Consider the following 23,895-nt stretch of genomic DNA (forward strand, 5'->3'; position numbering starts at 1 on the left):
AGGAAAGTGACAGTCACCTTCCTATTTTATACCGCAATAGTAAGCTATACAACAGGATTAGTTGAACTTTAGTTATTGTCATGCATATGAATGCAGACCAGCAATTACTAAGTTTACCACTACAAAGTTAAACATAATAATTGCAAATCCAATTACCGCCAGCCACGCTGACTTTTCACCGTGCCACCCTTTAGACAAACGTAAATGTAAAAAGGCTGCATAAAAGAGCCATGTAATAAGGGCCCAAACCTCTTTTGGATCCCATCCCCAAAAACGTGTCCATGCAATTTGCGCCCAAATCATCGCAAAAATTAATGCGCCTAACGTAAAGACTGGAAATCCAATGGCAACAGAACGATATCCAATTTCATCAAGTAAATCACTATCCACTTTTTTTACTACTGGTTGAATCGCCGCTGCTACTCGTTTACGTAAAATCAATCTTAATAAGATGTACAATCCGATTCCTATAAATATCGACCAAATCACTGTGTTTAATTTTTTCGCATTAATAATAGCAGGTGTTTCTATAACCGGCTCAAATTTTCCGGTTGTGACTAGCTTTCCTTCATGAGGTCCGACTAAAGCAGGTAGATTATACACCATTTCTGCTCGTTGCTCATTTTTATCAATCCATTGGAATTTCGCTTCATACTTTACACTTGAAAAAGCAGTTGTCACTACTATAAATCCAATTACACAAACAAGCGAAAAAATAACTGTTTCCAGCCAAAATGTTTGCTTGCTTTTTTTAGACTGATCCACATTTTTCAGTAAATATATAAGCCCCGCAATAAAACTAATTGCTAAAATAGCTTGGCCAGCAGCCGCTGTTGTTACATGAATCTGTAGCCAGTAACTTTTTAATGAAGGGATAAGCGGTGTAATTTCCCTCGGAAACATACTTGCATAGGCAATGAGTAAAATAGCAACTGGAAGTGCAAATAAGCCAAGGATGCTTGTCTTATATATAAAATACATAATAATAAATGCACCAACCATCATCATGCCGAAAAATGTCCCAAATTCAAAAAAATTACTAACTGGTGCATGTCCTGATGCAATCCATCTCGTAACAAAGTATACCGACTGCGCAGCAAAACCTAAAATAGTAATACTTATCCCAATGTTTGCCCACTTTCGTCCTTTTTCTTTAATTGCACCTCCAAAAAACAACGTTGCAATTAAATACAATACGAAAGCAACAAATAAGAAATTACTACTTATTTCTACCATACTCTCTCCCCACCTTAACTAATTTTCTTCTCATTGGCTTTATCATTTGGCTGTGGAATGCTTGTCCCTTCTAGTACTTTTTCTATCTCTTTTCGCAAACCATACCAATTTTTATTTGTATGCCCAGCAATCCACCATTCATTGTTAACACGTTGTACCCAAATACGTCGATGATTCCAATACATACCTTGAATTACACCGACCATGAAAATAAAGCCTCCCAAAGCTATAATCCAAATTGTCAAATCTTTTCGTACAGTAAGCGCTGTAGCATTACGTGTTTCTACACCCGCAAAAGACATTTTGTATAAATTGTTTCCTTCTGGCTCTATATTTTGTCGAATTCCAACAAAGCTCACTTCTCCATTTGGCGTTTCCGGTGTAAACATTTTAAAGACAAAAGCTGGATTATTAGGAAGCTTCGTTTTGGTATTCGGTTTGCCACTTTCATCAAAATAAAAATCCGGAAAATAACTTAGCAAATGAACAGAGGATCCATTTCCTAAATCGTATGTTTCTTTTGGATTCGTTAGGTCAACTGTAATTGGACCCCATTTTTGTCCGCTGTCTTTCTTTTGTAAAGTGAAAGACATTTTACTAAATTCTCCTTCTTTAAAATCAACTTGATAAAGAGCATAATTATCAAATTTAAGAGGTTCATTCACTCGAATACTGTACTCTTTCACTTTCTCAAGCTTTGGTTTTTGGCCAGCAATATTTTTTCCAACAGTTTTATACAATACGGCGTTTGTTTGATAGTTTTTCGGAATCATTTTATTTCCTACTCGATCAATTGCATCATTAAATACTTGATTTTCTTTATTCTTATCATAAACTTCTTTAATAAACTTTTCGTTCTTCAAATAATACTTCCCATCTGTTCCCGGGACTTCTTTCAGTTCGCCTTCACGAAGCCAAAGCGCTTCATCTACATACATACCAGGGACAAAACGAAGCATCGTTCCAAATAAGAAAATAATAAGACCGATATGATTTACGTATGGACCCCAACGAGAAAAGCGCCCTTTTTCTGCTAGAATATTATCATTTTCCACTTGTACATTGTATTTTTTCTTTTTCAAGTTTTCCTTAACACATTCAATTTCTTCTTTCGTTGCTAGTGCTACACCATATAATCGCTGCCTCTTTAAAAAACTCGGATGCCTTGTTACTCCTTGTTTTTTAAGCGCTTTATACAAAGGAACAACACGATCCAGACTACATATAACGAGAGAAATCCCGATAGATGCTATTAAAATCATATACCACCAAGAGCTATATAGATTGTCAAAACCTAATTGATAATACATCTTCCCAAGGAAACCATATTGCTGTTCATAATACTCCCCAGGTGTAACATTTGGTGGAATGTACATTTGTTGTGGAAAAATAGTCCCCACTCCAGATGCGATAAGGGTAATAACAATGAGCCATACTCCAACTTTTACGGAAGAGAAAAAACTCCAAATTTTATCCACAACTGTTTTTGTATGTGTAAGAGACCGCCTTGCACTTCCTTCATATCGCATATCTAATAGTTTTGTATCTTTCTCATCTTCAAAAGGCTTTCCGCAAGCTTCGCAAAAGATTGTACCGATTGGGTTTACATGACCACAAATACACTTTATTTGTTCCAAATCCCTCACCGCCGTTTCTTTTCTCTATGTATCTATTTTTTATAATATTTTTTCACTGAATAATCAGAATTTTATCGATAGGTACTGAAATCAAACACAGTACCCTGATTAACTAAAAGCCCGAATATATCTTCTATACTCTTCTCATTTATGGAGTAATTTTCTTTAAATATTCTTCCATTTGTTCTTTAGATTGTGTACCTGTAATTTTTTCGATAACCTTTCCGTCCTTATCAATTAAAAACGTTGTCGGTAACGGTCCAACACCATATGTATTTAAAATTTCTTGCCCTTTATCAATCGCTACCGGAAATTTCAGTCCGTATTGATTCACAAAATTTTTCACAGCAAGTTCTGTTTCGTCTGCATCTAACGCCACTATTTCGACGCCTTTTTCTTTATATTTAGGGTACAATTCATTCATATATGGCATTTCTTTTTCGCAAGGTCCACACCATGTCCCCCAGAAATTTAAGAAAACACCTTTTCCTTTTAAATCTTTTAATGTAATCTTGTTCCCTTCTAAATCAGTAGCAACAAAGTTTGGCGCTTCTTTTCCTACTTGCACTTCCTCTTTATCAGCAAAAAAGTTTTGATATAATGTAAAACCTAATGCGCCTCCTAATATGAGTAAAATGATTACACGAAAGAATAACCTATTTTTCTTCACGGTGTCTCTCCTTCCCTAACTGAATAAAGAAATTTAGCACATACTCACCTTTTCTGTTTATGTACTTCTATCCCGCTATTCGCGGGCAGTAAGATCCCCACCTCAAGATTGAGAGAGAAGCGAAAAAGATAGGTGGGGGGATGAAGCCCCCCCACTGATTGAAGTTTCACTTTATACTTCTTTCCTATACTATCTTGGTTTCGTTGAAGCAAGGGCACGAAGTTGCTTTACTTCATGAGGAGAAAGTTCTCTTGCATCTCCTGGACGTAAATTACCTAGCTCTAGAAATCCATAACGCTCACGTTTTAATTTCATCACCTTACATCCAACTGCTTCAAACATTCTGCGTACTTGGCGATTTCTTCCTTCATGAATTGTCAACTGTACAATTGCAACCTCTTTACGTTTATCCCAAGAAAGGATTTTCACATGCGCAGGCGCTGTTTTCCCTTCTTCAAGCATAACACCCTTTTCTAACATGCGGATTTTTTCGCCAGTTAGCTGGCCTTTTACCTTTGCAACATATGTTTTTTCCACCTTGTACCTTGGATGCATTAAAATATTTGCAAAGTCTCCGTCATTTGTCATCAATATTAAACCAGATGTATCATAATCTAAGCGACCGATTGGAAAAAGACGCTGTGGAATTTCTGGAAAGAAATCTGTGACCACTTTTCTCCCTTTATCATCTGTTACACTCGAAATAACACCAGTTGGTTTATATAATAAAAAGTAAGCAGGTGTTTCTTTTTCAAGAGGAATGTTGTTTACTTCAACTTTATCTTGCGCACTCACTTTCGTTCCTAGTTCAGTCACGACTTTGCCGTTAACCTTAACTTTCCCTTGTTGAATAAGTTCTTCTGCTTTTCTTCTTGATGCGATACCTGCTTGTGCTATTACCTTTTGTAGTCGTTCCATTTCGTTTCTTCACCTCAAATTCATCTTACCTTCATTAGAAGGACTTGGCAACTGTCTAGTCTAGTAGACCATGCCTTTTACTTCCCATAAACAACATTGCCAACTTTGTAAGCTAATAAAGGAATGTGATATGATTCTCTTCTTTATTATGGCTCACACCCTTCCATTTGCTTACGACAAATGTTCACGTTTTTGTCAAAAATAATCCATAAAAAAACCACTATTAAGTGCATTCTTAATAGTGGCTGTATCTGTATTATAGTCCAATTTGAATGAAAAATGAACCATTATTACCGAAACATAAGCGAAACAAATACAATCGAACACACAATACCAATTAAATCAGCAAATAAACCAACTTTTAATGCATCGCCCATTTTTCGAATCCCAACCGCACCAAAATAAACTGTTAATATATAAAAAGTCGTATCTGTGCTTCCCTGCATGGTGGAAGCAAGTCTCCCAATAAACGAATCCGGTCCGTATGTGGCAATTAAATCCGTTGTAATACTTAACCCCGCTGATCCTGAAATAGGACGAATAAGTGCAAGCGGAACAATTTCTGCTGGCACATGAATAATATCTAACATTGGTTTCATCACATGAATCATTGCATCTAGCGCCCCAGAAGCTCGAAAAATCGAAATAGAAACGAGCATACCAACCATAAATGGTAAAATAGATACAGCAATTTGAATCCCTTCTTTCCCCCCTTCTACAAACGACTCATATGTCGGTACTTTTTTTATCGTCCCATATAATAAAATAAATCCAATCACACACGGAATTACCCATAGAGAAATCATATTGACGATACTCATTTTTTCTTCCCCTTCCTACTCCTTCTTCGATAAAAATAACGATCAATCCAAATGGCACCAATCATAGATAGTACTTGAGCGATAAACGTTGCCCCTACAATTTCAGTAGGATTTGCAGAATGATACGTCATTCGAATCGAAATAACCGTAGTGGGAATAAGCGTGATAGCTGATGTATTTAAGGCGAGAAATGTTATCATAGAGCGACTCGCAAAGTCTTTCCCTCCATTTAACTCTTTTAAATGCTCCATTGCTTTAATCCCAAGTGGTGTAGCTGCATTTCCTAAGCCAAAAAAATTTGCCCACATATTGGATAAAATAAACCCCATCGCTGGATGATCCTTCGGCACTTCTGGAAACAATTTTTTTACAAGAGGCATACACAGTGCAACAAGCTTTTTTAGTAGTCCCGCTTCTTCTGCAATCTTCATTAAGCCGAGCCAAAAAACAAGAACGCTAACCAGTCCAATACAAATGGTTACAGCACTTTTCGAACCTTCAAAAACCGCTTTATTCACTTCTTCCATCGTTCCATTAAACATTGCATACACAATACCAATTAACGCCATCGCAACCCAGACAAGATTAACCATCTGTTTTCACACCTAACATATGTGAAAATACTTCTTTAAAATCTCTCCAAAACAAACCTGTTGTCGCAATAAGCTTTCGTTTACTATAAAATAGATTACGCTCTCCAATTTCCTCACCATTTATATAGGCAATAGCGCGCCCTACTTTCTCTCCATCTGTTAACTTAGCCATTTTATCAAATTCAATTTTCAACGTAACTTTTTTGAACTCTTCCTTCGTTAGCGACACTACCAAATCATTTTTCGTATATATATGATTTGTATACTTTTTGTCTTGAAGTTCCGAAAGAACTCCCTCTTTTAGTACTGTAGTTGGTATATACCGTTTAAAACCTTCATTAAATAAATACATATGATCATCCCAATCACTCGAAGCCTGCAATGTTACAACAATCAAATCTAACCCATCCTTTGATGCAGTTGTTACAAGTGTTCGTCCTGCCTTTTTCGTAAATCCAGTTTTTCCTCCTGTTGCATACTCGTACATAGAGGTAACAAGCTTATGTTTATTTTTCCATGGATAATCCCACGCTTGTGACTGATACGTTTTCGTTCCAAAAATTTTACGAAATGTTTCATTTCCCATGGCGTACCGTGTTAACTGTGCCATATCATATGCTGAAGAATAATGTGTCCCATCCCCATCTAAACCGTGCGGATTAGAAAAATGTGTATCCTTCATTCCAATTTGTGTGGCTTTTTCATTCATTAAATAGACGAACCCTTCCGTACTTCCACCAACATATTCTGCAATTGCCTGAGCTGCATCATTTCCAGATCGTAACATTAAACCGTATACTAAATCTTCTAACAGTACTTTCTGTCCTGGCTTTAAATAAATGGCCGATCCTTCTACACGAACAGCCGTATTGCTAATTGATACCTTTTCTTTCATTTTTCCTGATTCAATTGCCAAAAGTGCAGTCATAATTTTTGTAATACTTGCAATTTTTTCGGATTCATGCTCTAACTTTCCATATAGTACACGCCCCGAATGCTGCTCCATCAACACGGCATTACGAGCACTAACATCATTCATTTGTGCATGTGTATCATTAGGCAACATACTTGCACATATTACAATAAGTGCAATCATGATCCATCTCCCCCGCATACATTCACGTCCTTTTCGGCACTTTTTGTACAAGTGTATGCTTGGACTTTTAAAATATGAATGAAAATTAAAGTGAAGGACTCCTCCCATTTGTACGGAATAAAGTTAAACTTCCATCAGTGGAGGGCTTTTTCATCCCCCACCTATCTTCCCCGTTTCTCTCTGAATCTTGAGGTGGGAGTCTTACCGCCCGTTAAAGCGGAATAAATAAAAAAGACGCATCCCGATGCGTCTAATATGGTGTCCACTGAAGTTCTTTTACACTTTCAAATCTTTTTTCTACATCACCCCAGTTGACAATATTCCACCAATTTTTAATATATTCTTCCTTTCGATTTTGATACTGTAAATAATATGCATGCTCCCATACATCAAGTACTAATAGAGGTATTGTGTCCCACTGCGTAAATAATTGATGAAGTGTACTTTGTAAAATTTCTAATCGCCCGGAACGAGGTGCCCAAACGAGAATCGCCCATCCGGAACCTTCCACTTTCGCTGCAGCTTCTGTAAAATGTTTTTGAAAACGTAAAAAGCTCCCAAAATCTTTTTCAATTTGCCGTGATAAGTCTCCATGCGGGCTACCACCACCATCTTTTTTCATATTGTTCCAAAAAATAGTGTGTAAATAATGTCCAGAACCATGGAAGGCCGCTTCTCTCTCCCAATGTTTTATTAAATCAAATTGATTTGTTTTTCGCGCTTCTGCCATCATCTTCTCTGCTTTATTCAATCCTTCCACATAACTACGATGATGCTTATCGTGGTGAAGCATCATAATTTCTCTTGAGATATAAGGTTCTAGCGCATTATACGGATACGGAAGCGGCGGAAGCGTATGTCCGCCAATTGGTACAGAAGCTTCTGCATAATTTCTTTCATATAATGCATATTGTTCTGAATCAGGCATTAACGCCTCTTGTAAATAATGTTGAATATGTTCAACATCATCACTAATTTCATAAACAAACTCCGCATCATAATCATATTCATTTTCTTTAATACGATCTAATAACATTTGAATTTTATATGCAAGCATATGGACATCATACACTTCCGTTGCCCGATTATCTAATACGTGTAGAACACTTTCACACCAACTTTCAACTTCATGAAAGTAATCAATAAACACTTCTTGCTGGCTCATATGACACCTCCATCAATGCTATCCTTTTTAAATGTATTCGAAAGTATAGGCATATATGACGTTTCAAAAAGCAAAAGAAGCTAGAAATCACCTAGCTTCTTGCAACAGTTAATATTTTTGTACCATTTTCGTTTGATAGTCTGTCTCATAATATTCTAGCTCTTCACGTAATACTTGAAATTTTCCTTCTAACTCTTGAATCATTCGTTCAATAGAAAAAGGAGGTTGTTTTTGAAACGCAATGGAATTCTTCCCTGTATAAGCTGAACGGCTGTTTTCATACCAATGATCGTTTTTCGGTGAAAAAAACTCTGCAATCACTTGATGATAGATTTTATACAATGTTCTTTCCGCCGCGTTTTTTCGAAATGGCTTATTATTCATTAATACGCAGCAAGCATCTAAGCCTTCTTCACAAAATACGAGTAAACGTCGAATGGAAGCCAACAATCCAGCAAAATACTGTTCATCACCTTCTGGCGTTTCTTCTAACAATAAAGGTAACGTGTGATTATTTACATATTTTGTGATAATTTCGATTACTTCTTCCAAAAAAACAGTTACTTGCTGCGTTTGATTTTCAACCATTAAATTTGACATACTAGTTTCTCCCCCTACCATTTTAATGGACTTTGAAAGTTAATTCTGCTGTTATTTATTTTTTCTGATGCAGCATCTTTACAAAACGCACTACTATTATTGTTTCTTCATCAAAATATACGCAAAATTCTTCTAGTGTATTAATATGAAAACGTTCCTGCTCGCTGCTTCTATTTTTATCATATCAGCTAACGTAACGATATCACAGAAATATATGTTTTGATTTTCGATTTTAAAAAGCAGATTTCCTTCAAAGGGAAGAAATTCTTGCAAAATTCCTTTAAAGCGCAATCTTACTGCCCACAAATAGCGGGATAAAACATGATGTTCCTTTTCTATTCCATTTTGTATATTAGATTGAATTAGTTCTAATTCATAACCCTTGTAACCTGTAATCAGCACTTTTTCTTCCTTTCTCTTGTTCATCCAACTTATTAAAATCACCAAATTATCAATAGAAGTCGTTTACAAATATTAGGAATATAACTAAATTGTCATTGAATTTTTCTTTTTATTTTTATTGAAGTTTGTCATAATAAAAATGTTGCCTCAGTTTTCTTATACAAGGAGAGTTGTCTTTATGCGGTTTTCATGGAAACGTATATTACAAATTGGAAAATTTATTTTCCCTTTTGTGGTATTAACAATTGTGTTTTTTCAAGCACGAAAAGAACTATCGGGCATCTCATTTCGAGAAGCAATTGAAACGATTAAAAACATTCCACCTGGTGGTTTTTTCTTAGCCGTTACAGTTGGTGCATTTGCTATTGCTACAATGTTCTTTTATGACTTTGTTATGCTACGGCATTTACAAGCAGATATACCGGTTAAAAAGATTTTCCGCATCTCTTGGATTGCTAATACATTAAATGGATTTATAGGATTTGGTGGTCTTATCGGGGCAGGTATACGTACAATGTTATATCGTCCTTATGTACAGGAGAACGGTAAACTTATTAAAAGTATCGCTTGGATGACAACGGCATTTATTAATGGGTTAGCATTATTATCCTTTCTTGGCCTCATCGGCGTATTAGATACAAGATTTGTTTTACAAGAAAAACCTTGGTTATGGCCGGTTCTCATCTTTTTTGCTCTTTTTGTTCCATTATACATAGGTGTTTCAAAAATAAAAAATCGTAAACAAAAAACAGAAAAAGCAGAACAAAATCCAACTGTCCTCTATTCACTTGTTTCATTAGTAGAATGGGTATCGGCGGGTATCGTTATGTATGTCATTTTACTTCTATTTGGAATTGAAGTAGATTTCCGTAAGTTTCTTGGTGTATATGTCATTGCAGCTCTGGCTGGCGTTATTAGCCTTGTGCCAGGGGGACTTGGCTCCTTTGATCTTGTTTTCTTAACAGGGCTAGAACAGTATGGATTCGATACAAGCGTATTACTTCCTGCTATGTTATTATATCGCCTTGTGTATTATATTTTACCATTTGGACTCGGTTTGGTTTTTGCAGCGGTTGAAATGACAGGAGCTGCTTTAAAGAAATTTGAAGATAAACCGTTTATTGCGCCTGCTCTTGAAACAACTGGAGTAATCTGGACATTACAACGTGATTTTCTAGGAAAGCTAGGTTCTTGGGCATCTGCTGCGTTAACAAGCTTTGCAGGAATCATGGTGATTTTCTCGACTGTTTTTCCAACAAGTATTGAACGCGCCCATGCACTTCATATTTTAGTCCCTAAATACCTAATACAGATTTCTTTTAGTTTATCGCTAACATTTGGTATTTTGCTCGTTATTTTATCAAGCGGCATTTATCATGGAACAAAGCGCTCCTACTACATGACAGCTGTATCTCTAATCGGAGCCGCAATTTTTAATACCTTAAAAGGAATTGATTTAGAGGAAACCTTCATCTTACTCATTGTACTCGCTGTACTATATATGATTCGCAAACGATTTATTCGTGAAAAAGTGGAGGTTTCCTTCTCAGATTTAGTAAAATTAGTACTCTTTTTACTTATTACATTGTATCTTTACAAAAACCTAGGGACACTATTTGCGGAAGCAAAGGAAGTGTTTAAACCTGATTTTGTTGTTCGTAATATTAAACAAGTACAACGAAGTGCATTTGCTGCAGCCTTTCTTGTACCAAGTTTTTTACTAATTGGTTCCATTATCGCAAATCGCTATCGAAGTAAATTTCCCGGGCAACCTTTCAACCCGAAACGACTGCAACATTTTTTAGATGAACATGGTGGAAACGTGTTAAGCCATCTTGGTTTTTTAGGAGATAAGCAGTTCTTTTTCAGTAGCGATGGAAAAGCAATGATTCAATTTTCTCCTGCAGGCAAACGCCTTGTTGTACTCGGGGATCCAATTGGACAGCAATCTTCTTTTCGTAAAGTACTAGAAGAATTTCTCACAGAAGCAGACCGTTTCGGATATATTTGCGTATTCTATCAAATAGAAAGTAAATGGATGAGTTTATATCATGATTTCGGTTACAACTTTTTCAAACTGGGAGAAGAAGCGGTTGTCGATTTAAATACTTTTACAATATCCGGTAAAAAACGAGCTGGATTGCGTGCAACTTTTAACCGTTTCGAGCGAGAAGGTTATACTTTTGCGATTCACGAACCTCGATTTGCAGATGAATTGTATGATGAACTCCAAAAAGTATCAGATGCATGGCTTGGTGGAAAAAAGGAAAAAGGTTTCTCTCTTGGCTATTTAGATCGTGATTATGTGAACCGTGCGCCGATTGCAACACTTTCTGATGCTGATGGTAAAATCATTGCCTTTACAACATTTATGCCTGTATATCAAGATGGTGAATTATCTGTTGATTTAATGCGTTATTACCCTGATGCACCAGGTGGAATTATGGATGCTATTTTCATTCATTTATTCCAATGGGCAAAAGAAAATGGTTACCGCTGCTTTAATATCGGAATGGCTCCCCTTTCTAACGTTGGGCTATCGGCACAATCATTTTGGTCAGAGCGCGTCGCAGCTGCCATTTTTAACAATGTTCGCTACACATATAGCTTTAGCGGCCTGCGTCATTTCAAAGAGAAATATAAGCCTACGTGGAGTGGGAAATATTTAGCATTTCGTAAAAATCATTCATTACCAATTACGATGCTCGCTGTAACAAAATTAATCGGAAAACGAAAAGACAGCTAAGACCTCTTAGCTGTTTTTTCGTTTCTGAACTTGTAATACAAACTGCTCTTCATATTTCTTTCCATTTATATAAAAAGTACCCCATATTTTATAAATCCCTTCACTTGGAAAGGTAACACGAAATTGTAATTGTTCTTCATCATTTACAGGAACAGCGTACAAGAAATGCTGTTGTTTTTCATCCACTATGCGAAGTACAGCACGTTCTCCTGTATTTGAGCGAAATTTTAATTTTTGTCCTCTTTCTATTTGAAATTGAAACGTTAATGTTTCCTCTTCATTTGGGTGTAACGCTGGAAATAAAAGCGATGCTTTATAAGTACCAATTTTTTTTGTTAATACGGTATCTATAGAAATTGGTCTTTGTTTTTTTTCTTCTTTATTGCCTATTACAATATTTTTTTCAGCAAACTGGTTTGTTGTATCTCCCATTTCTTCATATAGAAAAATTGTATATTCTCCCTCTTTTTTAAATTGATAGGTAGCTTTATATGAACCATTCCCAACAAACGTTGGTCTCACCTGAAGAGACTGCGCTAACTGCTTGTCCACAATAAACATCCGAATATGGTCGTTTACACCACGAATCTCATTCCCTTTTTTATCTTGCAATTGAAATATAATATGTGCAGTTTTATTTACATCGATATCATCAAGCTGCCACTTTACTTGTTGTATTTGTCCAGTTGTTTCTTCGCTGTTCTTATACTTGTTCATATAAAATCCACCAAGAACAATAAGGAGTAAAGTAATAATTCCTATTATAAGATTTTTCACGAAATCACCTATCTACTTTTTGGTAAATTGTAACACAATTCAGATTATTTTACGTATAAAAATATCTAACCTATATTCTTTTTTGTGTAATTATTTCATCTTATCTTCTATCCACCTACCTACCTTCCTTGTTTTTTCATAATTTTGAGGTGGGATTTTGCTGCTCACGAATAGCGGGATAAATAGAAATGTACTATGGAAAACACACTATTGAAAACGCTCTACTTCGTGTATACTACAAAGAGAAGACTGTTTAATCGATATTATAATCATCATATATCGCTTAATGGTATCGATTGCTACATAACAAGGAGGATATTTATGAGCGTTCATATTGGAGCTAAAGAAGGCGAAATTGCTGAATCTATTTTATTACCCGGAGACCCTTTACGCGCAAAATACATTGCAGAAAATTTTTTAGAAAATGTAACATGCTACAATAATGTACGTGGTATGCTAGGATTTACAGGAACATATAAAGGGAAGCGTGTCTCTGTACAAGGAACAGGTATGGGAGTCCCTTCTATTTCTATTTATGTAAACGAGCTGATTCAAAGTTATGGTGTAAAAAACTTGATTCGTGTGGGAACATGTGGTGCGATTCAAAAAGACGTAAAAGTACGTGACGTTATTATTGCAATGACTGCTTGTACAGATTCTAACATAAATCGTTTAACATTCCCTGGATTTGAGTTTGCACCGTGTGCAAACTTCGATTTATTAAAGAAAGCATATGATGCTGGCGTAGAAAAAGGGTTACACATTCGCGTTGGTAACGTACTAACAGCTGACGTATTTTACCGTGAAAGTATGGACATGGTGAAAAAACTTGGTGATTACGGTGTATTAGCTATTGAAATGGAAACAACTGCACTATATACATTAGCAGCGAAATACGGTGTAAATGCATTATCTGTTTTAACAGTAAGTGATCACATCTTTACTGGCGAAGAAACGACAGCTGAAGAGCGTCAAACAACATTTAACGAAATGATTGAAATTGCATTAGATGCAGCAATTCAATCGTAATTTCTACAAGAACTTGTCATACGTCTGGCGAGTTCTTTTTTCTTGTTAGTGCAATTTATCCCGCATTAACAGATAGTAAGAGCCCTCACTGATGGAAGTTTCACTTTATATGACTTTTTGAAAAAAACTATCTCGACAGGCGACAGATTTCCTCTCCTACTCTCTTTATTCGTTTGCTATAATTAAGAAGATGATTATGGAATTTACAATATATGAGGTGAAGAAGTGAAAAAAAGAAGTATTGTGTTTAAGCTTTTTCTATTAACATCAGCATTGTTTACTGCTACGTTTTTACTCTTTTTCGCTGGACAATCGCTATTTTTAGAAAAATTTTATATAAAGAAAAAAATTCATACGGTCCAAACATCTTTCGAAAAATTTGTAAGTAAATATGAAAACAGCAATCAGACATTTGAAGATCTTTCGAAGTTAAAACAAGAGTTTTATGAAAAAACAAATGCTGAACTCGTCTTATTAGATCGTAATGGTATTATTAAAGATGATAGAAATTACCATATTGAAATTGTTGATAAGTCTAATAAAACATTTTTCATTCCACTCAATAACATTTTCACAAACGATGAATATTCTTCGTTTATAAAATTGGGATTAAACCTTAATGATCAAATCAGTGTACAAGGCATCTTAAAACAGGATATGATTATTCCTATTACAATTACTACTAATGACAACAGAATATGGCAAAATGATAATATTATTTCAGATTTGAAGCAATTTGGTATACAACTTCAAGATGTGAAAAGAACTTTATATACAAAGGAATTTGGTGTTGGTGTTAACAGATTTGAGGGTACTATTTCAAAATTACACATTCCTTCCTCAACTGATATTCGTCTTACAAATAAAGATGCATTAATGCAAGGCATTCAACACTGGGAACTTTCTGTCGCATTAGGAAAAACAAATACAAATGAAATGACGACGTATACAATGGGCGGGGAAAATGAAGTAAAAAGTCAGGTTTTTGTTAAACCCGTTTTTAAGAATGGTGAAATAAAAGAATTTGCATTTGCTATGACATCACTGCAGCCCGTTGATGAAGCTATGCTTGTTTTGAAAGATTATTATGTATATGCACTAATTATCGTCTTTCTTGTTATTATTTTATTGTCATTTTATTATTCAAAAATCATTGCTAAACCACTTATTAAAATGAATCGTGTTACAAAGAAAATGGCGAACTTTGATTTTTCAGAAAAACTTCCTATATCAACGGAAGATGAAATTGGAAGCTTATCAGGTAGTATTAACAGCCTTTCTGTAAATTTAAAAGATCGAATTGACAAATTGCATGTAGCAAATACAAAACTACAGCAAGATATTGAAAAAGAGAGACAGCTGGAGAAAACGAGAAAAGAGTTTATCTCTGGGGTATCCCATGAATTAAAAACACCACTAAGTGTAATCCGTAGTTTTGCTGAAGGTATTAAAGATGGTGTAAGTAAAGATACTACGTATTATACCGACGTTATTTTAGAAGAAACTGATAATATGAACCGCCTTATTATCGAAATGCTAGAACTTGCAAAACTTGAATCTGGCACATATAAATTAGAAATTGAACCTTTTTCAATTGGAGAATTAATCCAACAAGTTTATACCAAGTTATTATTTAGTATCGAAGAAAAAAATTTACACGTAGAGCTTGCATTAGATCCAACTATTTATGTGCAAGCAAATCGCAATCGCATTGAACAAGTTGTAGTCAATCTATTAAGTAATGCAATTCGTTACGCACCAACTGGGGAACAAGTAAAGCTATCTGTCATTGAGTATGAAGAAACCGTAAAAGTAGAAATTGAAAATAACGGTACGCCGATTCCTGAAGAAAGCTTAGATAAAATATGGGACCGTTTCTATCGATTAGACGCATCTCGCAGCCGTCATACAGGTGGAACAGGTCTAGGCTTATCCATTGTAAAAAATATTTTAGAACTTCATCATGCCGATTACGGTGTGTATAATAAAGAAAATGGTGTTGTCTTTTATTTCGAATTACAAAAAGCAAAAGAAGTCAAATAATTTGTTCTAATTTCACGAGGAGTTCACATGAAATTCACATACTCCCTTTATAGTAATAACTAGTTAATCCTTTCCTTTACACATATAAAAGAGGAGAGTGCGTGAAATGAAACAAGTAGGACAACCAATTCAAAATGAAAAACAATTAGAAAAAATCAAAGATATACTATTAGAATCATCGAAGCGTGATGCTTTATTATTCGTATTAGCTGTGAATTCAGGATTAAAAGTAAGCGAAATTCTACAATTAAAAGTTGGCGATGTTATTGATGAAAATGAACATGTTCGTCATTCTATTTTGTTTTATAATGACAAAATGAAAAAGCATAAATGGTTCGCTGTAAGTGAAGAATTGCAACATACTATCGAACAATACATGAAAGAGCGAAAAGTATGGAAACGAAACGAACCATTATTAAAATCTCAAAAAGGAACAAAGTCTATTACAAGACAACATGCTTGGTATATTTTAAACAAAGCGGCAAAAGAAGTTGGTTTAGAAGGGATTAGCTCACATACACTTCGCAAGACATGGGGATATTGTGCTTACAAATCTGGTGTAGATATTGCATTTTTACAACACTTTTTTGATCATAGTACCCCATCTAAAACTTTAAAATACATTGGTATTGCTTAGTAATACTTACTGTATGTATATTAAAAAAGGTAACTATTTTGTACATAGTTACCTTTTTTAATTCAATAAACCCTGTCGCTTTCTATATCACCTTATATATCTTTCTCTTTTCTTGTTTCTCCTATCTTCTAGTGATACTCTAATAATAGGGGGGAGAAATATGAACACATTAACAATTGAATTACCTAAAGAAACATTGGAAAAACTACAATTATTACAACAAGCTCACAAAAAGAAAACAGGTGCTATCATTACTGAAAGCACACTCATTCAATCTCTTATATCAAGAGAATTTATTCAAGAAATTACACCTTTTGATTTACAGAAATATGTACAACAAAAAGAGCAGCGATAAAGTGAAACTTTCATCAGTGGATGCTTTTTCCACTGATCATTAGTTGAATCAATCAAGCTCTTATGGACAGTTAACTCCCACCTATCTTCTTTGATTCAGGTGGGAGTTTTACTGACTGTTTGAGCAAGAGAAACACTGCTAATGATTCAACATTTAATTCAAATTCCGCAATATAGACATATGATTACTGCTATATGAAATGTATAATCTGTTACTAGTACACAATATGTACTTTTTGCTTTTACCATCTCTTCTTCTTTACTTATATACCCTACTGAAAGTAACAGTGAATAAAGTAAAACTTTCATCAGTGAGAGTTTTCTTCATCCCCCACCTATTTTCTTCGCTTTTCTCTGAATCTTGAGGTGGTGAGCTTACTGCCCGCGAATAGCGGGATAAACAACAGTAACTGTCGTCATCACTTTCCATGATTTTTTCATCTAGTCCTGCCTTCTTAAATATAACTGACATCCATTATCATTTGAGTATTGTTATTCATTCAATTTTTTTGTAACTTCTATTTTTTTAAGAAAAAATAGAAAAGTTATTGACAATGATAATGATAACCATTATCATTTATTATGAAGTCAACAATTGATGAATCAACCAAGCGCTCAGTAACATTGTTACCCCTCTTTTCTCATAAAGAAAAACACTGTACATTCCCCCCTGTTTGTATAGTGTTTTTCTTTTTTATTACTACTAGTTTACTTCATTCGAATAAATTTAGTTGTTCAGGTCTAGGCTCCCCATACGTAATACCAAGCATATCCATTATTTGTTTTGCATTATCTGCCGCATCTCCGCCAGAGTTATTGTTAAATAAAAGATAGATTTCCTTTGTCTTTGTTTTTAATTCTTGTAGCCTTTCTATCCATTCTTCTAATTCCTGTTTGTTATAGCGATATAAACAGCGTACCGCCCTCCAATTCTCTCCTGTATTCAACCATCCATGTACATTGCGCCCGTGAAATCGAATCAAAGTCATCTGTTCGTGCGTTGCTTCTAGTACAATTGGAATAGAACCGATCCCTGCTTGTGGTTCATCACAAATGGTATGAATCCAACCTTCTTGTTTCATAAATTGTAATGTTTGATTACGAAATTTTGGATAAAACCACGTCTGATTACGAAACTCTAATGAACATGGTATATCTCTCATCTTTTCTTTCGTATAACGTAATAAATCTACATTTTTCTTTTGGCAATCGAACCAAGGCGGATACTGGAATAAAACCATTTTTAACTTATTTGCTTTTTGAAGAGGAGCTATTGACTCTTTAAATGCATGAAACATATCTTCAATACTTGCAAAGGGGCTATCTCCGCGCATATGCCCTGTCATTCCTTGATAAGCTTTCACTATAAACGAAAAATTTGACGGTGTTTCTACAGCCCATTTCTCATAATTTCTTACAGGCTGCATCGCATAAAAAGAACTATCTACTTCTACGATTGGAAAATGCTCACTATATGTTTGTAGTTTATGCTTCATTTCATATGCATCCTTATATAAAGCGCTATGATCTCCCCATCCTGTTAACCCAATAGAAATCATCCGAATATCATCTCCTGTCCATCTCTAAATTTCAAAAACATATTATGATATATGGCTTACAAAGTCATTTAATTGTTCATCATTAACCGGCAGTACCCTACAAACACTGATAGAAGCCTCATTTTATAAATACAGTTACAATCTTAAAAATTTCATCCTATAACTTCTTAATCTACTATAACAAACCTAAAAAAAGTTTTTCTACACACAAAACTCTCTTTCTTTACTTTTCTTTACCGCAGCTTAACGTTAATTTAACGCTCATTTTGTATACTACATATGTAAGAACTTATACGAAACGAGGGTGAATGCAGATGAAAGTATTATCATCTATCCGCTTTTGGACTATTTTTATGTCATGTATAACACTATGTTTTGCACTCTTTGTAATTGGAGAATACAATAAACCAAAAGCAGCCTCAAATGAAGGTACTATACCCTATCACATCCAATATATGAACCAAAATCATATCCCCTTAATGCATAATGCGCAAAAAGAAAAGGTTGTTCTAAAGGGGATGGTGATTACCGATGCCACTTCGTATAAACAATTAGAAGGAATTGCAAAACAAATCAAAGAACAATATGCACACGCAAAACTCGATTCAATTGAACTTACAGTCCATGATAAAAACAATGGTCAATATTATGATGATCTTGCTTATGAGCCAACCTCTAAAGGAAACATTGTCATCTCCTATACACCGTTAAGCAAAGCTGAGCACAGTATGAATGCAAATATAAATATTCAACTCAACAAGCACCCTTAATCTAAAAGGGTGCTTGTTTCTATGTATACACACATTTTTTATAAATTAGTCAAGTATCCTATGTCTTGTCCTGCAAAGATGAATATCATATATCGACAAATGATTTAAAGAGAGAGAACTTACATTAGGGAGGAATTATGTATGATGTATCCATACAATCAGTTCAATCAGTCGTTTTATTCTCGAAATGCGATAAGAAATTACAAAAATTTAATTGGCACAAACGTTCAGGTTAATTTAGGAGGTCCAGAAAAAGCAGAGGGAACATTATTAAAAGTTCAAAGTGATTTTTGTGTCGTACAATCTGACGATGGTGTTGTTTACTATCCGTTACAACATATTAATGGCTTTGCTGAGCAATATGAAGATGACTCTGAAGAATCAGATGATAATGAACAGAACGACAATCAAAATAACCAAAACAACCAAAATGAAGCTCCTATCGTTGTAAGCGGAAACCGTTTTGGAAGTGTTATTAACCGTCTAAAAGGAGAAACAGTTCAATTGAATCAAGGTCCGAAACAAATAGAAGGAACTGTTGTCGGACGTACTAGAGATCATATTCTACTTGAGGTTGATGGTCAAGTTACGTATGTACCAACGTTCCATGTTCAAAGTATGCGTTGGAACTATAATAATGACAATAATGATGATAACAATAATAATGATAATAATGATAACAATAACAATAATGATAATAAAAATGATGATAACGAAACACGCAATAGCAATAGCGATAACAATCAAAAAAAGAAATGCAAACGTTGCAAAAAACGCCGTTAAGACGATAACGGCTCATGTACTAGAAAATAAAAATATAAGTAAATCCCAGATTACTCATTTTATAATCTGGGATTTACTCCTTAAAAGAATGGAATCCATTCTTTTATTTTATTCATCCAATTTTCCTGCTGTTCTTTTCTCTGTTTTTCTTCCTCTTGTCGTTTTTTCTCTTCTTCTCTTCGCTTCTTTTCTTCTTCAATAGTTTGTAACTGTTTTGTATACTCAGCTTCTGGTATAAGCGATAAATCAAAGTTTTTTTGACTCGGTTTTCCAACTGCTTTTTTCATAATATCTTGAAACATCGTTGTCGTTATTTGGCTACCGCCAGGAACAAAATGTTCACTATCTGTTTTATCGTAACCAACCCAAATGGACGCAACCAACTCTGGTGTATAGCCAACAAACCATGAATCTTTTGCACCGCTGTTCGGTCCATCTACAAGTTGTGTTGTACCTGTCTTCCCAGCAGTCTCTACATATTTAAGTTTTGCTTTTTCTCCCGTTCCTTTCTCTACAACCCCTTTTAATAAATATGTCATCTTTTGTGCCGTTTTTTCATCCGTAACATGGGTTTCTTTTTTATACCATTTTCCTACTATACTCCCTTCACTATCTTGAAGTTCCCGAATCGCATGTGCTTCCATTTGTACACCATCATTTGCAAATGTCGCATACGCTTGTGCCATGACAAGAGGAGACGTTCCTTCACTCATCCCTCCTAGCGCTAACGCATAAGATTGATCATTATCTTGAAGTGGAATACCAAAACGTTCTAAAGACTTCAATCCCTTTTCCAGGCCAATTTGCTCCAATAGCCAAACGGCAGGTACATTATAGGAATTAGCAAGTGCTTCATACATCGTCACATTACCATGGTATACATTCCCACTATTTTTCGGTGCATATCCATTAATGTCTAATGGTTCATCTTTTAAAACATCATATACCTCATATCCTTGTTCCAATGCTGGTGCATATACTGCTAATGGTTTTAATGTTGAACCTGGCTGGCGTTTTAATTGCGATGCATGATTAAACTGTAAAAATTGATACGGTCCTCTTCCCCCTACAAGAGCCGGAACACCACCTGTTTGGGGATTCATAAGTACAACACCTGTTTGCATAATCTGATCAGAAGTAGCCTTCGGAAAATAATGATCATTATTTACAACATCCTCTACCGCTTGTTGCATCTTTGGATCTAATTCTGTGTAAATATGATAACCACCTGATAAAATTTCATTTTGTGTCAAGTTGTATTTATTCATTGCCTCACGAACAACATAGTCAACATAGTAAGGATATTTCCCCTCATATTGATTTTCGACACCACGGTGAAGTGAAAGTCCTTCACCTTTCGCTATTTGAAATTGTTTCTCTGTAATATAGCCTTGTTCCTTCATTAAAGAAAGAACAACATTTCTTCTTGTAATCGATTTATTAAAGTCTTTAAACGGCGAATACGTAGAAGGTGCTTTAATTAATCCAGCTAAAGTGGCAGCTTCAGGAATTGTCAGCTCTTTTACTTCTTTATCAAAGTACGTCTTTGCAGCCTTTTTAATCCCCCATGCTCCTTCACCAAAATAAATTTGATTCAAATACATTTCGATAATTTCATCTTTTGTATATGTGCGTTCAATTTTCTTTGTAATAAAATATTCTTTAAATTTTCTTGAAAACGTCCGATCTTGTGTTAAAAATACGTTTTTAGCAAGCTGTTGTGTAATTGTACTTCCCCCAGCAACAACTTCTCCTGCTGTTACATTTTTAATAATAGCATTAAAAATTCCGCTATAAGATATGCCACGATGCTTATAAAACTTTTGGTCTTCTACTGCAACAACAGCTTGAATCATAACGTCTGGGATATCTTTCCGCTTAATTCCCTCTATTTTCGAAGAAGACAATTTTGCTGCCACTTGCTTATTTGCATCGTAAATCAGTGTTGGCTGAGGTACTGCATGTTTTAATGCCGATATATCTTGAATTGTAATCATAATGTTCACAAAGATAAACAAAGATAAGCCAAAACTTCCTAAAATCAACAATAATATTCGCAATTTTTTTCTTGTTTTGAACCACTCTCGTATACTTTGTAATTGAGTGCTGTTCAACTTCATTCATTCACTTCCTCTACCTTACTTTTAAATGTATATATATGGGTAACATCTATATCTTTACAAATTTTCTATGATATCGTTATAATTCGTCAAGTCTAAGCTATCTTTTTCATACTTTTTGCATGAAAAGGACATTCTATAAGTACAAGTATTACTAAAGAATTATTAATATTACTAATTTTTCAACTTGTCTAATGTTAAGTTTTTGTAAACTTTTCGATAAAATGTTTTAAAAACCGACAGCTTTTTGATAGAATGAACTAGCCAATATGCTTTACATAACTATTTTTTGGTGGGGGTAACAATATGGTTTTCAAATCGAAGAAAGATAAATTTTCAGAAATGCTAACGAATATTTCTGAAAATTTAAAAGAAGGCGCGCAATTTTTTGTGGAGTATAAAATTAAAAACGCAAGTGATTTAAAAGAATTCTCCATGCGCATGAAAGAATATGAGTCAAAGGGTGACTCATTTATTCACGAAATCATTATGGAATTAAACAAAGCATTTATCACTCCAATTGAACGTGAAGACATTTTGCAGCTTGCAATGAGTATGGATGATGTATTAGACGGATTAGATCATAGTGCAGGTCTATTTGAAATGTATTCTATTACAGAAGCAGACGAATACATGATTAAATTCGTTGATGCAATTAATCAGTGTGCAATTGAAATTGCATCGTCTATTGAGTTGATGTCCAATAAAAAGCTACTCGATATTCGTACAAATGCAATCAAAATTAAAGATTACGAATCAAAATGTGATGATATTCGCAGACATGCTATTAAGAATCTATTCTCCCGTGAAAAAGATCCAATTAAGATTATTCAATACAAAGAAATTTACGAAGAATTAGAAGAAGTTGCTGACAGCTGTCAAAGCGTAGCAAATGTTTTAGAAACAATTATTATGAAGAACGCATAAGGAGTTTGGTCATGGATACACTCTTGATTTTAACCGTTTTAGTTGTCATTTGTGCTCTGGCTTTCGACTTTATTAACGGGTTCCATGATACAGCAAATGCTATCGCAACAGCTGTTTCAACAAAGGCTTTAAAGCCAAGACAAGCCATTCTTATGGCATCTATTATGAACTTTTTAGGTGCAATGACATTTACGGGTGTAGCAAAAACTATTACAAAAGATATTGTCGATCCATTTACATTACCAAATGGTAGTGTTGTTATTTTAGCAGCGCTGATTGCTGCTATCGCATGGAACTTAATTACTTGGTACTATGGAATTCCAAGTAGTTCGTCTCATGCAATTATCGGTTCTATTGCTGGGGCGGCTATCGCTGCTGCTGGTTTTGGTTCATTAAATTATAAAGGCTTCATTAAAATTATTGAAGCTTTAGTTATTTCACCGATTATCGCTTTCGTCATCGGTTTTATCGTATATAGTATTTTTAAAGTTTCCTTTAAAAATTTTAACCTGACGAAAACAAATAAAAATTTCCGTTTATTCCAAGTGTTCACAGCCGCATTGCAATCTTATACACATGGCACAAACGATGCTCAAAAAGCGATGGGTATTATCACAATGGCCCTTATCGCAAATAATTATCATGCTTCAACAGATATCCCTTTTTGGGTACAATTGGCGTGTGCAACTGCAATGGGTCTTGGTACTTCTATTGGTGGATGGAAAATTATCAAAACTGTCGGTGGACAAATTATGAAAATTCGCCCTGTAAATGGCGTAGCTGCTGATTTATCATCATCAATTGTTATTTTCGGTGCAACTTTCATTCATTTACCGGTAAGTACAACACACGTTATTTCATCTTCTATTTTAGGTGTTGGCTCTTCACATCGCGTAAAAGGTGTAAAGTGGGGAACAGCAAAACGCATGTTAATTACATGGATTATTACACTCCCAATTTCAGCTTCATTAGCTGCTTTATGCTATTACGTATTAAACCTTATTTTCTAAAG

22 protein-coding genes are annotated in these 23,895 nt (G+C 34.8%); 9 read left to right on the forward strand and 13 right to left on the reverse strand.

All coding sequences use genetic code 11. From position 1 onward, the window contains the following. Positions 1–78 precede the first annotated feature (78 nt). From ccsB to ACFQZ1_RS06575, 10 genes are all read right to left on the reverse strand, one after another. Entirely contained in the window at positions 79–1,236 is a 1,158-nt protein-coding gene (ccsB, locus tag ACFQZ1_RS06530) for a c-type cytochrome biogenesis protein CcsB (protein ID WP_377881304.1), read from the reverse strand. 14 nt (positions 1,237–1,250) lie between these two features. Next, the gene (gene resB / locus ACFQZ1_RS06535) at positions 1,251–2,873 is read right to left on the reverse strand and encodes a cytochrome c biogenesis protein ResB (RefSeq protein ID WP_377881305.1); all 1,623 of its coding nucleotides are present in this window, start codon (positions 2,871–2,873) and stop codon (positions 1,251–1,253) included. Positions 2,874–3,021: 148 nt separating this feature from the next. Then, the gene (gene resA / locus ACFQZ1_RS06540; RefSeq protein ID WP_377881306.1) at positions 3,022–3,543 is read right to left on the reverse strand and encodes a thiol-disulfide oxidoreductase ResA; all 522 of its coding nucleotides are present in this window, start codon (positions 3,541–3,543) and stop codon (positions 3,022–3,024) included. 189 nt (positions 3,544–3,732) lie between these two features. Beyond that, a complete protein-coding gene (rluB, locus tag ACFQZ1_RS06545) occupies positions 3,733–4,461 on the reverse strand; it encodes a 23S rRNA pseudouridine(2605) synthase RluB (protein ID WP_377881307.1) in 729 nt (242 codons plus the stop codon). A 290-nt stretch (positions 4,462–4,751) separates the two neighbouring features. Beyond that, positions 4,752–5,282 (reverse strand): spore maturation protein SpmB, encoded by a 531-nt coding sequence (spmB, locus tag ACFQZ1_RS06550; RefSeq protein WP_377881308.1) that lies wholly within the window; start codon positions 5,280–5,282, stop codon positions 4,752–4,754. Then, on the reverse strand, positions 5,279–5,875 hold the full coding sequence (locus ACFQZ1_RS06555) for a nucleoside recognition domain-containing protein (RefSeq protein ID WP_377881309.1): 597 nt from the start codon (positions 5,873–5,875) through the stop codon (positions 5,279–5,281). Before ACFQZ1_RS06555 ends, spmB begins: the two co-directional genes overlap by 4 nt. Then, entirely contained in the window at positions 5,868–6,989 is a 1,122-nt protein-coding gene (locus ACFQZ1_RS06560; protein ID WP_377881310.1) for a D-alanyl-D-alanine carboxypeptidase family protein, read from the reverse strand. The genes ACFQZ1_RS06555 and ACFQZ1_RS06560 overlap by 8 nt, the downstream gene beginning before the upstream one ends. A 232-nt stretch (positions 6,990–7,221) precedes the next feature. Further along, entirely contained in the window at positions 7,222–8,136 is a 915-nt protein-coding gene (locus ACFQZ1_RS06565; RefSeq protein ID WP_377881311.1) for a superoxide dismutase, read from the reverse strand. 108 nt (positions 8,137–8,244) lie between these two features. After that, positions 8,245–8,736, reverse strand: a complete 492-nt coding sequence (locus ACFQZ1_RS06570) for a DUF3907 family protein (protein WP_377881312.1) — start codon at positions 8,734–8,736, stop codon at positions 8,245–8,247. A 132-nt stretch (positions 8,737–8,868) separates the two neighbouring features. Further along, a complete protein-coding gene (locus ACFQZ1_RS06575) occupies positions 8,869–9,162 on the reverse strand; it encodes a hypothetical protein (RefSeq protein WP_377881313.1) in 294 nt (97 codons plus the stop codon). A gap of 154 nt (positions 9,163–9,316) precedes the next feature. Here ACFQZ1_RS06575 and mprF point away from each other — a divergent pair, with 154 nt between their 5' ends. Continuing rightward, positions 9,317–11,884: a bifunctional lysylphosphatidylglycerol flippase/synthetase MprF gene (gene mprF / locus ACFQZ1_RS06580; protein ID WP_377881314.1), complete on the forward strand. Its 2,568-nt coding sequence runs from the start codon at positions 9,317–9,319 to the stop codon at positions 11,882–11,884. A 6-nt stretch (positions 11,885–11,890) separates the two neighbouring features. Here mprF and ACFQZ1_RS06585 read toward each other — a convergent pair whose 3' ends face one another. Next, positions 11,891–12,661, reverse strand: coding sequence for a hypothetical protein (locus tag ACFQZ1_RS06585; protein WP_377881315.1), 771 nt, complete (start codon positions 12,659–12,661; stop codon positions 11,891–11,893). Between the two features lie 321 nt (positions 12,662–12,982). Between ACFQZ1_RS06585 and deoD the strand changes: the two genes are divergently transcribed. From deoD to ACFQZ1_RS06605, 4 genes are all read left to right on the forward strand, one after another. Then, a complete protein-coding gene (gene deoD / locus ACFQZ1_RS06590) occupies positions 12,983–13,690 on the forward strand; it encodes a purine-nucleoside phosphorylase (RefSeq protein WP_377881316.1) in 708 nt (235 codons plus the stop codon). A 225-nt stretch (positions 13,691–13,915) separates the two neighbouring features. Beyond that, positions 13,916–15,733 carry a sensor histidine kinase gene (locus tag ACFQZ1_RS06595; RefSeq protein ID WP_377881317.1) on the forward strand — a complete coding sequence of 606 codons (1,818 nt, stop codon included), beginning with the start codon at positions 13,916–13,918 and terminating at the stop codon, positions 15,731–15,733. A gap of 106 nt (positions 15,734–15,839) precedes the next feature. Then, on the forward strand, positions 15,840–16,370 hold the full coding sequence (locus ACFQZ1_RS06600) for a tyrosine-type recombinase/integrase (RefSeq protein WP_377881318.1): 531 nt from the start codon (positions 15,840–15,842) through the stop codon (positions 16,368–16,370). A 160-nt stretch (positions 16,371–16,530) separates the two neighbouring features. After that, positions 16,531–16,725 (forward strand): DUF3924 family protein, encoded by a 195-nt coding sequence (locus tag ACFQZ1_RS06605; RefSeq protein WP_154709092.1) that lies wholly within the window; start codon positions 16,531–16,533, stop codon positions 16,723–16,725. 712 nt (positions 16,726–17,437) lie between these two features. On the opposite strand, the gene ACFQZ1_RS06610 is transcribed toward ACFQZ1_RS06605, so the two are convergent. Continuing rightward, entirely contained in the window at positions 17,438–18,283 is an 846-nt protein-coding gene (locus ACFQZ1_RS06610; protein WP_377881320.1) for a DUF72 domain-containing protein, read from the reverse strand. Positions 18,284–18,597: 314 nt separating this feature from the next. Between ACFQZ1_RS06610 and ACFQZ1_RS06615 the strand changes: the two genes are divergently transcribed. Both ACFQZ1_RS06615 and ACFQZ1_RS06620 read left to right on the forward strand, forming a co-directional pair. Beyond that, a complete protein-coding gene (locus ACFQZ1_RS06615) occupies positions 18,598–19,053 on the forward strand; it encodes a hypothetical protein (protein WP_377881321.1) in 456 nt (151 codons plus the stop codon). A gap of 141 nt (positions 19,054–19,194) precedes the next feature. Then, the gene (locus ACFQZ1_RS06620) at positions 19,195–19,836 is read left to right on the forward strand and encodes a hypothetical protein (protein WP_377881322.1); all 642 of its coding nucleotides are present in this window, start codon (positions 19,195–19,197) and stop codon (positions 19,834–19,836) included. Positions 19,837–19,916: 80 nt separating this feature from the next. On the opposite strand, the gene ACFQZ1_RS06625 is transcribed toward ACFQZ1_RS06620, so the two are convergent. After that, positions 19,917–21,956 (reverse strand): transglycosylase domain-containing protein, encoded by a 2,040-nt coding sequence (locus ACFQZ1_RS06625; RefSeq protein WP_377881323.1) that lies wholly within the window; start codon positions 21,954–21,956, stop codon positions 19,917–19,919. Between the two features lie 306 nt (positions 21,957–22,262). Between ACFQZ1_RS06625 and ACFQZ1_RS06630 the strand changes: the two genes are divergently transcribed. Both ACFQZ1_RS06630 and ACFQZ1_RS06635 read left to right on the forward strand, forming a co-directional pair. Continuing rightward, positions 22,263–22,883, forward strand: a complete 621-nt coding sequence (locus ACFQZ1_RS06630; RefSeq protein ID WP_377881324.1) for a DUF47 domain-containing protein — start codon at positions 22,263–22,265, stop codon at positions 22,881–22,883. Between the two features lie 11 nt (positions 22,884–22,894). Continuing rightward, the gene (locus ACFQZ1_RS06635; RefSeq protein ID WP_377881325.1) at positions 22,895–23,893 is read left to right on the forward strand and encodes an inorganic phosphate transporter; all 999 of its coding nucleotides are present in this window, start codon (positions 22,895–22,897) and stop codon (positions 23,891–23,893) included. Positions 23,894–23,895 lie beyond the last annotated feature (2 nt).

Origin of the sequence: Bacillus sp. CGMCC 1.60114 (assembly GCF_042676365.1) — a bacterium.
GTDB lineage: Bacteria > Bacillota > Bacilli > Bacillales > Bacillaceae_G > Bacillus_A > Bacillus_A rhizoplanae_A.